We start from the raw sequence: 14415 nt of genomic DNA on the forward strand, positions 1-14415 counted from the left end.
TCCTCATGCTGCGGTAGTGAAGACCGACGCGCCGTCCTCGGCGCCGCCGACCAGCGCGCGGAAGGCGCCGAACAGGTCGCGGCCGGTGCCGAAGCGGTTGCCGGTCAGGTCGGGCGACGCGGGCTCGCGGGCGGCGAACTCCTCGGCGTCCAACAGGATTTCCAGGGTACCGTTCTCCGCGTCGAGCCGCACCATGTCGCCGTCGCGGATCCGGGCGATCATGCCGCCCGAGGCAGCCTCCGGGGTGACATGGATGGCGGCCGGCACCTTGCCCGACGCGCCCGACATCCGGCCGTCGGTCACCAGCGCCACCTTGAAGCCCAGGTCCTGGAGCACGCCCAGGGGCGGCGTCAGCTTGTGGAGCTCCGGCATCCCGTTGGCCTTGGGGCCCTGGAAGGTCACGACGGCGACGAAGTCGCGGTGAAGCTCGCCGCGCTTGAAGGCGGCCTGGAGCTCGGCCTGCCCGGTGAAGACCCGGGCGGGGGCCTCGACGAAACGGTGCTCGCGCTTCACCGCCGAGGTCTTGATCACCGCCCGGCCGAAATTGCCGTCCAGCACCTTGATGCCGCCGTCCTTGGCGAACGGAGCCTCCACCGTGCCCAGCACCTTGGCGTCGAGCGACACGGCGGTTCCCGGCCGCCAAGCCAGCTTCTCGCCTTCGAACACGGGTTCCTCGGCGTAGCGGCGCATGCCGCCGTCGCCCGCGACGGTCCGCACCTCCTCGTGCAGCAGGCCGGCATCCAGCAGTTCGCGGATCACGAAGGCCATGCCGCCGGCGGCGTGGAAATGGTTCACGTCGGCGTTGCCGTTGGGATAGACCTTGGCGAGCATGGGCACCACGCCCGACAAGTCGGCGAAATCCTGCCAGCTCAGAGAGATGCCGGCAGCGTGGGCCATGGCGATCAGGTGGATCGTGTGATTGGTCGAGCCGCCCGTGGCGAGCAGCCCGATCACGCCGTTCACCACCGCCCGCTCGTCGACCACCTCGCCGGCCGGGGTGTACTGGTTGCCCAGCGCCGTGATTTCCAGCACGCGCTTGCCGGCGGCGGCGGTCAGCGCATCGCGCAGCGGAGTGCCGGGATTGATGAAGGCGGCGCCGGGCAGGTGGAGACCCATGATCTCCATCAGCATCTGGTTGCTGTTGGCGGTGCCGTAGAAGGTGCAGGTGCCCGGGCCGTGATAGGACTTCGACTCCGCGTCCAGCAGGGCGTCGCGGCCGACCTTGCCCTCGGCGTAAAGCTGGCGGATGCGCGACTTTTCGGCGTTGGGAAGGCCCGAGGTCATGGGGCCGGCCGGCACCATGATGGTCGGAAGGTGGCCGAACGACAATGCTCCGATCACCAGGCCCGGCACGATCTTGTCGCACACGCCCAGCATCAGCGCGCCGTCGAACATGTCGTGGGACAGGGCTACCGCGGTCGCCATGGCGATCACGTCTCGGCTGAACAGGGACAGCTCCATCCCGGCGTTGCCCTGGGTCACCCCGTCGCACATGGCCGGAACGCCGCCGGCGAACTGGGCGACTCCGCCGTTCTCGTGGACCGCGCGCTTGATGATGGCGGGGAAGGTCTCCAGCGGCTGGTGCGCCGACAGCATGTCGTTGTAGGCGGAAACGATGGCGATGTCGGGCTTCGCCGTCTCCGCCAGGTCCTGCTTCTCGGACGGGGCGCAGGCGGCGAAGCCGTGCGCCAGGTTGCTGCACGACAGCCGCGACCGGGTCGGTCCCTTGTCTGCCGCCGCGCGGATCCGGGCGAGATAGGCGGAGCGCTGGTCGGCGCTGCGCTCGATCAGGCGGTCGGTGACGCGGGCGATGGTCTGGTTCAGCTCCATCTCGTCTCTCCTTCGGGTCAGCCGGCGGTCATGGCGTCGTCGTGCCAGGTCCGGCCGTCGCGTTCGATCAGGGCAACGGACTGGGAGGGACCCCAGGTGCCCGCGATATAGGGCTTGACGGTGTCGCCGCGCGCGGCCCAGGCATCCAGGATGCTTTCGGTCCAGCGCCAAGCCGCCTCCACCTCGTCGCGACGCATGAACAGGGTCGGGTTGCCCCGGACCACGTCCATCAGCAGGCGCTCGTAGGCGTCGGGGAACCTGCTCTTGAACGTCTCGGCGAAGCTGAGGTTCAGCGACGCCTCGCGCAGGCGCATGCCTCCCGGGCCGGGGTCCTTGGCCATCAGGTTCAGCCGGATGCTCTCGTCCGGCTGGAGGCGGACGACCAGCAGGTTGGGCGTGATCTCGCCGGCACCCCGCGGGAAGATCGAGTGCGGCACCTGGCGGAACTGGATGACGATCTCGGACACCTTGGCCGGCATGCGCTTGCCGGTCCGCAGGTAGAACGGGACGCCCGACCAGCGCCAGTTCTCTATCTCGACCTTCAGGGCCACGAAGGTCTCGGTATTGCTGGGCTTGCCGCCGGGCGAGGCGCCGGCCTCCTCGGCGTAGGAGCCGACCGCGGCACCGTCGACGGCGCCGGCGCGGTACTGGCCGCGCACCGTGCAGGACGCGATGTTCTCCACCCCGATGGACTTCAGCGACCGGAGCACCTTGATCTTCTCGTCGCGGACCGCTTCCTGGTCGAGCGAGACCGGCGGTTCCATACCGACCAGGCAGAGCAGCTGCATCAGGTGGTTCTGCACCATGTCGCGGAGCGCGCCGGAATTGTCGTAATAGCCGCCGCGCCCCTCGACGCCGACGGTCTCGGCCACGGTGATCTGGACATGGTCCACATGGCCCGCGTCCCAAACCGGTTCGAACAGTGAGTTGGCGAAGCGCAGCGCCAGCAGGTTCTGGACCGTTTCCTTGCCCAGGTAATGGTCGATGCGGTAGATCTGCTCCTCGGCGAAGACCCCGCCGACCTCGTCGTTGATCCGTTTCGCGGATTCCAGGTCGCGGCCGATCGGCTTCTCCAGCACGACCCGGGATTTCTCGGTGACCAGGCCGAAGGCCTGCAGCCGTTCGGAGATCGGGCCGAACAGTTCGGGCGAGGTCGCCAGGTAGAAGACCCGGACGACGCCGTCGCGCCCCTGCAGGTTCGCCTGTAGCCCGTCCCAGCCCTGGGTAGAGGTGGCGTCGGCGGCGACATAGTCCAGCCTCGCGCCGAACCGTTCCCACGTCGCCTCGTCGAACTCGCCCGCATGCAGGTGGCGCCGCAGGGCTTCCTCGGCCTTGGCCTTGTAATCGGCCACGTCCAGCTGGCTGCGGGAGACCGCCATGATGCGGCTCTCGGAGGTGATCTGGCCGGCCTTGTCGCGCAGGTAGAGGGCAGGCAGGAGCTTTCGAAGTGCCAGGTCGCCGGTCCCGCCGAACACGAGGTAATCGAAGGTTTCGACCGGAGCCGTGTGTGAAGTCATCCTTCAGCCTCCTTGCTTGTCATTCCAGTCCCGGCCGGGCCTTTGCCGACCAGCGCCGTCACGTCCGCCCGATACGGCAGCCCGGGAATGCCACCTCGCTGCGTCGTCGCCAGGGCGCCCGCAGCATTCGCGAAAAGGCACATGGCATGAAGCAGGTCGGATGTCAGGGGTGCAATCGGGTGTTCGAGCAGTCCCGTCAAAAGACCGGCCATGAAAGCATCGCCCGCACCGGTGGTATCCACGGGACCGACCTTGAAGCTTGGAGCTTTGCCGGCAACCTCCCGCGTCACGAAGGTACAGCCGTGGCGGCCGTGCGTCACCACCATCAGGGCCGTCCCGGCATGCATCAGGGCCCGCGCACCCTCGACCGGGTCCTTCGCCCCGGTCAGGAAGTCCAGCTCGTCGTCGCTGAGCTTGACGATCGTAGCCCGCTCGATCCCCTCGCGGATCGCCTCCCGGGCGCTGTCCGCGGTCGGCCACAGGTCGAGCCGCAGGTTGGCGTCGAACGAGACATGAAGTCCCTGGCAGCGGGCCGCGTCCACCGCCTGGAGCGTGGCGGCGCAGGAAGCTTCCGGGATCAGTCCGATCGAGCCGAAATGGACCAGCTTCGACTTCGCGATGGCATCGAAATCGACATCCTCTGGGCTGAAGCCGGCGCTGGGATCGCCGTAGAACAGGAACTCGCGCTCGGCATCCTCCGCCAGGGACACGAAGGCCAGCGGGGTGCGGGTGCGGCGCGAACGGCGCATCAGGCTGACGTCGACGCCGGAATCCTCCAGCGTCTTGATCAGGAAGCGGCCGAAGCCGTCCTCGCCGGCCCGCCCCATCAGCGCGCTGCTGGTTCCCAGCCGGGAGAGGCCCACCGCGACGTTGGCGGGGGCGCCGCCGGGAGCCTTCTGGAACGCGGTGGCCGTCAGCAGATCGGTGCCCGTGGTCACGGGGACGAAATCGATCAACAGCTCGCCCATGCAGATCGCGTCTGCCATGTGGACCTCTTCGACTGGACGTTGACGATAAGTAAGGTGATGGTGAGAGAAAAGCCCGCGCCGCACGAGGGAGGAAAGCGGACGGCGCGGGGAGAGTTTTCCGGCGGGTCTTTGCTACCCGCTCAATTCGATGTCCAGCCCTTGTACTGGCCGACATTCTCGCGGGTGATCAGCTCCGCCGGGATCAGGGTGGTGGCCTGCGCCGGCTGCTTGCCCTGCAGGATCTCGTTGCCGACCTCGACCGCCTTCTGGGCCATCGCGTAGGGGTCCTGGGCGGACGACGCCTGGATCAGGCTGCCTTCCTGCTTCAGGGCGCCCTCGATGTCCGGCGCGCCGTCGACCGAGGTGATGATCAGGTCGGTGAGGTTCAGCTGCTTGGCCGCCAGGTCGGCGCCGATCGCCTGCGGGTCGTTGATCGCGAAGACCGCGTCGATGTCGGGGAAGGCGGTCAGCAGGCCGATCATGACTTCCAACCCGCCCTCGCGGGAGCCCTTGCCGTTCTGGTTGTCCGACAGGATCTTGATGTCGGGAGACTTGGCCAGGGCCTCCTTGCAGCCGTTGACCCGGTCGATCACGGCGGAGACCGGCGGGCCGTTCATGATCACCATGTTGCCCTTGCCGTTCAGCTTCTGCGCGATGTACTCGCAGGCCTTCACGCCGGCCTCGACGTTGTCGGTGGTGACCGTGGCGGCGGCGCCCTTGGCGCTGACGTCCACCGCGACCGCGACGATGCCGGCCGCCTTCAGGCGGACCATGGCCGGCTCGATCGCGACGGGGTCGGCGGCGTTGACCAGGACCATGTCGACGCCCGACGCGATGAAATTGTCGATCTGGGTCGACTGCTTGTTCAGGTCGTAGTCGGACGAGACGACCGTCACGTTGGTGTCCGGGCCGCCGATCTCCTTGGCTTTCGCCTCGGCGCCCTTGGCGATCTGCACGAAGAAGGGATTGCCCAGGCTGCCGACGGTGATGCCCACCGACTTCAGTTCCGCGGCCGAGGCCGGCGCCGCCGCGGCGGCGGTCAGGGCGAACAGGGCGGTGGCGGCGAGCAGGGCTGACTTCTTGATCATGTTGTTTCCTCCGGTTCGGGATTGGTGTGGTTGCGATTGGGGGGAACTGGGGTTCGAGCGGGTGTCAGGTGCGGGCGCTCCCCTTGTTGCGGTACCGGTCCAGCGCGACCGCGCCGACGATGACCAGTCCCTTGATGATGAGCTGCCAGACCTCGCTGACATTCATCAGGATCAGGCCGTTGGACAGCACCGCGATGATCAGCGCCCCCACCAGGGTGCCGAAGATCGAGCCGATGCCGCCGACGAAGCTCGTGCCGCCCAGGATCACCGCGGCGATGGCGTCCAGTTCGTAGCCCATGCCGAGCTGCGCGCCGTTGGCCGACAGGGTGCGGGCGGCGGACATGACGCCGGCGAGGCCCGCCAGCATTCCCGACATGGCGTAGACGAACAGCAGCACCGCCCAGACCTTGATGCCCGACAGCCGGGCCGCGTCCGGGTTGCCGCCGACGCCGTAGATCCAGACGCCCAGCACGGTGCGGCGCAGGATGAACCAGCTGATCGCGACCACCGCCAGGGCGATGACGACCATCCAGGGGATGCCGAACAGCTGGCTGTTGCCGATCCAGGCGAAGGGCAGGTTGGCGTTGAAGACTGTGGTGTCGTTGGCCGTCAGCCGCGACAGTCCGCGCACCGCGGTCATGGCGCCCAGCGTCACGATGAACGCCGGCAGGCGGAAGAAGGCGATCAGGCAGCCGTTGACCGCGCCCAGCGACAGGCCGACCAGAAGCGCCAGCGGGATCGCCAGGTCGGGCATGCCGGTCAGCGTCATGGAGACGGCGGTGACGGCGGAAACCGCGAGCACCGCGCCGACCGCCAGGTCGATGCCGCCGGTCAGGATGACGAAGGTCAGGCCGGTCGCCAGCACGATGTTGATCGACGCCTGCTGCATCACGATCGAGATGTTCCGGGCGTTCAGGAACTTGCCCGTGGCGAACTCGAACCCGATGCAGATCAGGATCAGCACCGGAAGCATGCCGACGACCTGGATGATGGTGTTCAGGTTCTGCTTGCGGGCTGCCGCCGCGGCCGACTTCTGCTCGGCGACCTGCGTATCGGCGCCCATCGTCTTCATCGAACACATGGGAAGACTTCCTCCTGGATTTTCTCTCGGCCGGCGTTCGTTGCCCGAGCGCTCAGAGCTGGACGCCGGTGGCCAGCGCCATGATGGCTTCCTGGGTGACGGGAGGGCCGTCGGCGCCGCCGACCTGCCCCTCGATATGTCCTTCGCGCATCACCAGGATCCGGTCGCAGATGCCCATGATCTCCGGCAGTTCGCTGGAGATCACCAGGACCGCGACGCCACTCTGGGCGAGCTGGTCGATGATGCGGTAGATCTCGGCCTTGGCGCCGATGTCGACGCCGCGCGTGGGCTCGTCGAGGATCATCACGCGCGGCTTGGATTCCAGCCAGCGCGACAGCAGGACCTTCTGCTGGTTGCCGCCGGACAGGGTGCCGACGCCGACCGCCGCGCTGGCGACGCGGATCTTCAGCTCGGCGATCGAGCTTTTCGCCCGGTCCACCGCCTTGCGGCGGTTGAGCACGCCGCCGCCGAAGGCATCGCGGCCGATCACGCTGAAATTGATGTTGTCCTTGACCGACATGTCCAGGAACAGGCCCTGGTGCTTGCGGTCCTCGGTCAGGTAGGTCAGGCCGGCGTTGATGGCGTCCTTCGGCGTCCGGATGTCCACCTCCTTGCCGTCTATCCTGACGGTGCCGGCGGTCCTGGGGTCGGCGCCGTAGATCAGCCGGGCCAGCTCGGTCCGGCCGGACCCGACCAGCCCCGCCAGTCCCAGCACCTCCCCTGCATAGAGCGTGAAGCTGGCGGGGTGGACGCGCCTTCCGCCGTCGGTGATTCCTTCGACCGCCAGCATCGGCTGGCCCTTGGCGCGGCCGGCCTTGGCGACGTGGTCGTGCTTGTAGAAACTGCTGAGATCGCGGCCGACCATCATCTTCACCAGCTTTTCGGCGGAGATGTCGTCCTTGTCCAGCGTGCCGACATAGGTCCCGTCGCGCAGCACCGACACCCGGTCGGACAGCTCGTAGACCTCGGCCATGCGGTGGCTGATATAGATGATCGCCAGCCCGTCGTCGCGAAGCTGGCGCATCAGGGCGAACAGCCGGTCGGTCTCGCGCGACGACAGGGTGGTGGTCGGCTCGTCCATCACCAGGATCTTGGACCTGGAATGGAGCGCCCGGGCGATCTCGACCAGCTGGCGCTCGGCGATGGAAAGCTGCGCGACGATCGTCTCGGGGCCGAAGGTGGCGCCCAGCCGCTTCAGCACGTCCCGGCAGCTCTCCTTCATGCCGCGCCGGTCGATCAGGCCGCGCCTGGACGGCTCGCGGCCGAAGAAGATGTTCTCCGCGACGCTGAGGTTCGGCAGCAGGCTGAGTTCCTGGTAGATGATCGCGATGCCGTGCTCGCGCGCCACATGCGGGTTGCTGATGTCGATCACCTGGCCGTCGATCAGGATCTGCCCGCCGGGATCCGCCTGGTAGGCGCCGGACAGCACCTTCATCAGGGTGCTTTTGCCGGCGCCGTTCTCGCCCATCAGGGACAGGATCTCGCCGCCCCAGGCCTTGAGCGCCACGTTGTTGAGCGCCTTGGTGCCGGGAAAGGTCTTGGAGATGCCGCGCATCTCCAGGGTCGGCGGACTCGTATCCTGTGTCTGCGCACCCTGTGCATGCGGGCCAAGCGCGGTCGCACCCATGGTTTCCTCCGGTGAAGTCGACGGTAGCCGTTGCTCCGGTCCCCAAGCCGGGGACGGGACCGGCCTATTGGTTGACGAGGATTTCCCTGCTCGGGCTGAAGTTCAGGTGCAGCGGCAGGATCGCGGCACCCAGGGCGGATGCCTCCCGCCCGATCATCCCCAGCAGCAGCCGGGGCGGCTTGCGGGCTTCCGGCGTCGCCGCGTCGAGCAGCGGGGCCAGCCGTTCCAGCAGGTCCTCCTTGATCGACTTCGGCAGGTCGCCGTCCAGGACGATCGCCTCCACGTCGAGCAGCCGGGCCGCCGAGAGCAGCGGGACCACCAGGGCGTCGGCGCAGTCCTCCAGCCATTCCCCGACCAGGCGGGGGTGCCGGGTGAACGCCTCCTCGACCTCGCTCCGGCTGGAGATCGGGACGCCGTTGCCGCGCAGGTGGCGGATCAGCGAATTGATCGAGGCGCGGGTCAGCAGGATGTCGTGGCTGCGCGCCGGTTCCGGCGCTGTCGCCAGGCGGGAGCGCCCGACCGGCATCAGGCCGATGTCGCCGCCATATCCGGTGGACCCGCGGTAATAGTCGCCGTTCAGCACGATGCCGCCGCCGACCGCGGCGCCGATGAAGACATGGACGAAGCTGTCCAGCTCGCGCCCCCTGCCGCGGAACATCTCGGCGACCGCCGCGGCCGTGCCGTCGTTCTCCCGGAAGACCGGCAGGCCGGTCTCGGCGGCGACGCGGGCGGGGATGTCGACCTCGTTCCAGACCCGGTACGCCTCGGAGGCGATGTCCAGTTCGCGCCGCCAGCTTCCCATGTCGTAAGGGGTCGCGATGCCGATGCCGGCCATCCGGGCGTACGCCCCGTGGGGGACGGACTTGCGCAGCGCCGCGATGTCGTGCAGCGCCAAGCCGACCGCCTCGTCCGGCATGGGAAAATCCAGCTCGTGGTGCCGCCGGTCCAGGACGTGGCCGCGGAAATCCACCAGCAGCGTGTCGATCGACCGGCGGCCGAACTTGACGCCGATTGCATAGGCTCCGTCGGGGTCCAGGGAGAGCAGGGTGGCGGGCTGGCCCCGGCCGCCGGAACGCTTGCCCTCGCTGCGGATCAGCTTGCGCTCCTCCAGTTCCTTGACGATCACGCCGGCGGTGTTGTTCGTGAGGCTGACATAGCGGGAAAGGTCCGCCTTGGACGCCTGGCCCAGGCGGCGCAGCGCGTTCAGGATCACGCGCTCGTTGAACAGGCGGATGTTGACGGAGTTGCTGCCCTGGCCCGTGGCCGGGTTGCCGTTCGACGTGACCCCCGGAAGGGCTGAATTCGACGCGCTGGTCACCACAACCGTCCTCCCCGAATACCGCGCTTGAGCGCTTAACCTTGAGTTAACTTTTACATGGTCCCGAAGGCCTGTCAATAAATAATTCAGTCTGAATTAATCTTCGCAGGCCGGGACGGAACGCTCCTGGGCGGTTTCGCCACAGGGGGCATTCCTTGACTCCAGCGAAGCAACAAGGTTAACAAGCTCTTAACGTTCCATCCTCCCTCAAAGTAGTTTCGGTCACCCGGCCCGTGGCCGGGGAGGCCACCGCCAGGAGCGAGCCGATGACGATCTCCACCGAGCTTTTCAAGGACTGGGCCGAATACGTGACCGACAGCGCGCAGCGCTCGGTCCTGTTCTGGGATGTCCTGCGCAAGCGCGGCAACATCGCGGTCGAGCATTTCGAGCAGGGCAAGCCGCCGCTGCTGGCTTTCGAGCACGAGATGGTGCTGGACGGCAGGACCCTGGACCGGCCGGCCAATTACGCCCTGCTCCGCATCCTGCCCAGGCCGGGGCAGCGGATCGACCCGGCGAAGCGTCCGTTCATCGTGGTCGATCCCAGGGCGGGGCACGGGCCGGGCATCGGCGGCTTCAAGGAGGACAGCGAAGTCGGCTTCGCGCTCCGCTTCGGCCATCCCTGCTACTTCGTGACCTTCTTCCCGGAACCGGAACCGGGCCAGACGCTGGAGGACGTGGCGCGGGCCGAGGCCCTGTTCGTCGAGAAGGTCCGGGAACTGCACCCCGACAGCGACAAGCCCTGCATCTACGGCAATTGCCAGGCCGGCTGGGCCGTCGCCATCCTGAGCGCCGCCCGGCCGGAGATCATGGGGCCGATCATCCTGGCCGGAGCGCCGCTCTCCTACTGGGCGGGCGTCGAGGGATCGAACCCGATGCGCTACACCGGCGGCCTGACCGGCGGTTCCTGGGCGGCGTTGCTCGCCAGCGACCTCGGCAACGGCCGGTTCGACGGCGCCAACCTGGTCCGGAACTTCGAGAACCTGAACCCGGCGAACACCTACTGGAGCAAGTACTACAACCTGTACTCCAGGATCGACACCGAGGAGGAGCGGTTCCTGGAGTTCGAGCGCTGGTGGGGCGGCATCTTCCTGATGAACGAGGAGGAGATCCTCGCCATCGTCAACGGCCTTTTCATCGGCAACAAGCTGGCGCGCGGCGAGATCGTCCCGTCGCAAGGCGGCAAGACGATCGACCTGCGCAACATCCGCTCCCCCATCGTGATCTTCGCGTCGTGGGGCGACAACATCACGCCGCCCCAGCAGGCCCTGAACTGGATCGCCGACGTCTACGACAGCGCGGAAGAGATCCGCATCAACGAGCAGGTGATCGTCTATACCCTGCACGAGGATGTCGGGCATCTCGGCATCTTCGTGTCGGCCAGGGTGGCTCAGAAGCACACGTCCGAGTTCATCGGCGGCCTGGACTTCATCGATATCCTGCCGCCGGGCCTGTACGAGCTGATAATCGACGACAAGCGGCCGGACCTGCCCAACGCCGACCTGATCCCGGACCGCTACGTCATGCGCTTCGAGGCGCGCGAGATCGCCGACATCCTAAAGCTGGACGACACACGGGAGGACGAGCTGCGGTTCGAGACCGTCGCCCGCGTCTCCCAGGTCAACGAGAGCCTTTACGAGACCTTCGCCCGCCCCTGGATCACCCCCTTCGTCACCGAGGCGTCGGCCCGCTGGCTGCGCCTGATGCACCCCGCGCGGCTCGAACGCCTGACGGCGTCGGACCATAACCCCTTCATGCGGCCGCTGGAGCCCCTGGCCGAGGCGGTCCGGCGGGACCGCCGGCCAGCATCTCCCGACAACCCCTTCGTCCAGGCGGAACGGCGGATGTCGGACGGCATCGTCGAGGCGCTGGAGGAGTACCGCAAGTCCCGGGATCTCGCCTATGAGCGGCTGTTCAAGGCCATCTACGGCGCTCCCCTGGTAGAGGCAGCCGTGGGACTGCGCGCCGAGGGCGCGCGGCATGTCCGCCGGCGGGGTGACGCCGCGCTGCGCGCCGAGCTTGCGAAGGCCAGGCTGGCGCTGCTGGCGACCCGGATCGAGGAGGGCGGGCGGCTGGAGGCGCTGATGCGCGCGCTGATCTACGTCTTCCGGGAAGACCGGCGCATGGTGGATGAGCGCACCTTCCGGATGATGGAGCGGATCCGCGACGAGCGGCCCGACGCGGAACGGGTGAGCGTCGCGCAAGTGAAGGACTGCGTCCGCGTCCAGGCCGCCATCCTCCAGATCGACGAGGAGCGTGCGATTCGCGCTCTTCCGAGCCTCGTCCCCGATCGCGAGGGCCGCGAACGCGTCCTGGACGCCGTCCGGCGCATCTCCCGGGCCCAGGGCGCGCTGTCCGCGAAAGCGGAGGCCCGGCTCGACCAAATCCAGGCGGTGCTTGGACTGGAGGAGCGGAAACCCGGACGGGCGGTCACCGCCTGAGCGGACCACCAAAGGCTTAACCCCTCTGGCGCGGGGTGGAGAGCCCGCGTTTCGCGTCTACTTCCCTGATCACCAGCGGAAGGAGAGTTGCGTTGAGCAGGATCAGTCAAAAACGAGGCATCGTCCGAAATGCCGTGATCTGCGTCGCTTCGGCAGGATGCCTTGTCGCCGCGATCGGCCAGGCCGCCGCCCAGTCCCAGCGGCCGGTGTCCGCCGACCCGGCCGCCGTGGTCAAGGAACGCGAAACGACCATGAAATCCATGGGCGACGCGATGAAGAAGATTTCCGCCTACGTCAAGAACGAGGGCGGCACGGTCGAAGGGGTGCGCGAGGGCGCCGCGGCGATCCGGCAGGCATCGCAGAAGATCGCGCCCAGCCTGTTCCCCGCCGACACCGGCATCGGCAGGATCGATGGCAGCGAGGCCAAGCCCGAGATCTGGCAGCAGTGGCCGAAGTTCGAGCAGGCCGCCGCCCGGCTGGTTACGGCGAGCAACGAGCTGTCGTCCGCCGCCGACGGCGGCGACCGCGCAACGATTGCCCGGCAGTTCGGCCAGGTCGGGCAGTCCTGCGGCGGCTGCCACGACGATTTCCGCCAGAAGAAAAACTGAACGTGGCTTCCTGGCTTCTACGCCTGGGCGTGCCGCTGGCCCTTGCGGCCGGCGGCGTAGCCCCCTCGATGGCCCAGACGGCCGGGGATGATCCGGTCAAGCGCGGCGAGTACATCTTCGACGCCGCCGGCTGCCTGGGGTGCCACACCGAATCCAAGGAAGCTCCCCGCCTGGCCGGCGGGCGGGCCCTGAAGACACCGTTCGGCACCTTCTACGGGCCGAACATAACCCCCGACCCGGAGACCGGGATCGGCGGCTGGACCGACGAGGATTTCATCCGCGCACTGCGCGAGGGCCGCTCGCCGGACGGCACGGCCTATTTCCCGGTCTTTCCCTATACCTCGTTCAGGCATCTGACCGACCAGGACCTGCGCGACCTCAAGGCCTATCTGGACGCGCAGCCCGCCGTGTCGAAGCCGAACCGGCCCCACGACGTGTCGCCGCCCTTCGGCTGGCGCTTCCTGCTGCCGGCCTGGCAGGCCCTTTTCCTGGAGGACGGCGGCCTGTCGCCCGAGCCCGGCCGTGATGCGCAATGGGAGCGCGGGCGCTATCTCGTCCAGGCGGCGGGCCACTGCGGCGAATGCCACAGCCCGCGCAACTTCCTCGGCGCCATGGATCACGGACGGATGCTCGCCGGTTCGGCCGACGGTCCGGAAGGCAAGCCGGTGCCGAACATCACGTCCGATTCCGAGAAGGGCATCGGCAATTGGTCGCCGGGCGAAATCGCCTTCATGCTGGAGATCGGCATGATGCCCGACGGCGACTTCGTCGGCGGCGGCATGAACGAGGTGGTGGAGAACAGCACGTCCAGGCTCACCGCGGAGGACCGCGAGGCGATTGCGGCCTATCTGCTGACCGTGCCGCCGGGCGGATGAGCGGACTCCGGGACTGCCCTCGGATCCGAATTGCCCACTTTTCGGGTTTCGTGAGAAAGCTGGGCACTTTACACTAATAACGAAGTTTTGGATGCGTCGAGGCGGTCTTTCCGGTCGCGGGACCGGAGCCTCCACCAGGGAGCAGGACCGGTCTCGGGCGCAGGCGCCCGTAAGGAGGAAGTTGAGATGTGCGTGCCCGACCAGCGCCGACAGGCCGCTCGACGGGGCACGCCATGACCATTCTATTCTGTGGCGATCCCCACGGCAGTTTCTCCCAGATCATCAGAGCTGTCGCCGCCAAGCGGCCGAAGGCGGTCGTGATCGTCGGCGACCACGACCTGGAGCAGCCGCTGGAGGAGGCGCTCGCCCCGGTCGTCTCGGCGGGTGTTCCGGTCTGGTGGATCCCCGGCAACCATGACGGCGACCGGGTCCACTGGTACAGCAACCTGTTCGACAGCGGCTTGGCCGACCGCAACCTGCATGGGCAGGTGGTCGAGATGTCACCGGGATTCCGCGTCGCCGGCCTGGGCGGCGTGTTCCGCGGACGGATCTGGCACCCGTCGGAAGGCGACGGGACGCCGCGCCACCCGAACCGGGCCTCCTACCTGGACTCCCTGCCGGCCGGCCATCGCTGGCGGGGCGGTCTGCCCCTGGCCCAGCGGGTGTCGATCTGGTGGGAGGACTACCAGAAGCTCAAGGAGCAGCACGCCGACGTGCTGGTGTGCCACGAAGCGCCCAGCAGCCACAGGCACGGTTTCACCGTGCTGGACGATCTCGCCCGCTCCATGGGAGCCCGCCTGATCATCCATGGGCACCACCATATCGGCTATCAGGTCATGCTTCCCGCGGGCCTGCGGGTCGTCGGAATCGCGCGCGCCGGGTTGTGGAGGCTCGCCGTGCCGGCCAAGTCCGCACAGGTCCGACAGGACGCGACACAATATTAGAATACAAAGTTTCCGCGTGTTGATGTCGCAGCCTCGATCTGAAAACTTTTCATAATCGAATTTTCCTTATCGTCCGGCGAGCAAACGCCGCTTCGTGAACGATAATGATAAATGCTTCGCT

The 14415-nt window shown here is 67.6% G+C and carries 11 protein-coding genes; 4 read left to right on the forward strand and 7 right to left on the reverse strand.

Features of this window, described 5'->3' with window-relative positions:
* Window positions 1–3: 3 nt before the first annotated feature.
* The 7 genes from edd to DPR14_RS10025 form a co-directional block, all read right to left on the reverse strand.
* Window positions 4–1830 carry a phosphogluconate dehydratase gene (edd, locus tag DPR14_RS09995; protein WP_158044997.1) on the reverse strand — a complete coding sequence of 609 codons (1827 nt, stop codon included), beginning with the start codon at window positions 1828–1830 and terminating at the stop codon, window positions 4–6.
* Between the two features lie 17 nt (window positions 1831–1847).
* Complete coding sequence (zwf, locus tag DPR14_RS10000) at window positions 1848–3347, reverse strand: glucose-6-phosphate dehydrogenase (RefSeq protein ID WP_158044998.1); 1500 nt, start codon at window positions 3345–3347, stop codon at window positions 1848–1850.
* Window positions 3344–4333, reverse strand: coding sequence for a PfkB family carbohydrate kinase (locus DPR14_RS10005; protein ID WP_158044999.1), 990 nt, complete (start codon window positions 4331–4333; stop codon window positions 3344–3346). The genes zwf and DPR14_RS10005 overlap by 4 nt, the downstream gene beginning before the upstream one ends.
* Window positions 4334–4455: 122 nt before the next feature.
* Window positions 4456–5403, reverse strand: a complete 948-nt coding sequence (locus tag DPR14_RS10010; RefSeq protein ID WP_158045000.1) for an ABC transporter substrate-binding protein — start codon at window positions 5401–5403, stop codon at window positions 4456–4458.
* 64 nt (window positions 5404–5467) lie between these two features.
* Window positions 5468–6484, reverse strand: coding sequence for an ABC transporter permease subunit (locus tag DPR14_RS10015; RefSeq protein WP_158045001.1), 1017 nt, complete (start codon window positions 6482–6484; stop codon window positions 5468–5470).
* Window positions 6485–6536: 52 nt separating this feature from the next.
* A complete protein-coding gene (locus tag DPR14_RS10020; protein ID WP_246149121.1) occupies window positions 6537–8111 on the reverse strand; it encodes a sugar ABC transporter ATP-binding protein in 1575 nt (524 codons plus the stop codon).
* A gap of 64 nt (window positions 8112–8175) precedes the next feature.
* Window positions 8176–9429 (reverse strand): ROK family transcriptional regulator, encoded by a 1254-nt coding sequence (locus tag DPR14_RS10025; RefSeq protein WP_158045002.1) that lies wholly within the window; start codon window positions 9427–9429, stop codon window positions 8176–8178.
* Window positions 9430–9695: 266 nt separating this feature from the next.
* On the opposite strand from DPR14_RS10025, the gene DPR14_RS10030 reads away from it, so the two are divergent.
* From DPR14_RS10030 to DPR14_RS10045, 4 genes are all read left to right on the forward strand, one after another.
* Window positions 9696–11867, forward strand: coding sequence for a DUF3141 domain-containing protein (locus DPR14_RS10030; RefSeq protein ID WP_158045003.1), 2172 nt, complete (start codon window positions 9696–9698; stop codon window positions 11865–11867).
* Between the two features lie 92 nt (window positions 11868–11959).
* On the forward strand, window positions 11960–12475 hold the full coding sequence (locus DPR14_RS10035; protein ID WP_158045004.1) for a c-type cytochrome: 516 nt from the start codon (window positions 11960–11962) through the stop codon (window positions 12473–12475).
* Window positions 12476–12477: 2 nt separating this feature from the next.
* Window positions 12478–13350, forward strand: a complete 873-nt coding sequence (locus DPR14_RS10040; RefSeq protein WP_246149124.1) for a cytochrome c — start codon at window positions 12478–12480, stop codon at window positions 13348–13350.
* Window positions 13351–13583: 233 nt separating this feature from the next.
* The gene (locus tag DPR14_RS10045) at window positions 13584–14294 is read left to right on the forward strand and encodes a metallophosphoesterase family protein (protein WP_158045005.1); all 711 of its coding nucleotides are present in this window, start codon (window positions 13584–13586) and stop codon (window positions 14292–14294) included.
* Window positions 14295–14415 lie beyond the last annotated feature (121 nt).

It is taken from the genome of Skermanella pratensis, assembly GCF_008843145.1.
GTDB lineage: Bacteria > Pseudomonadota > Alphaproteobacteria > Azospirillales > Azospirillaceae > Skermanella > Skermanella pratensis.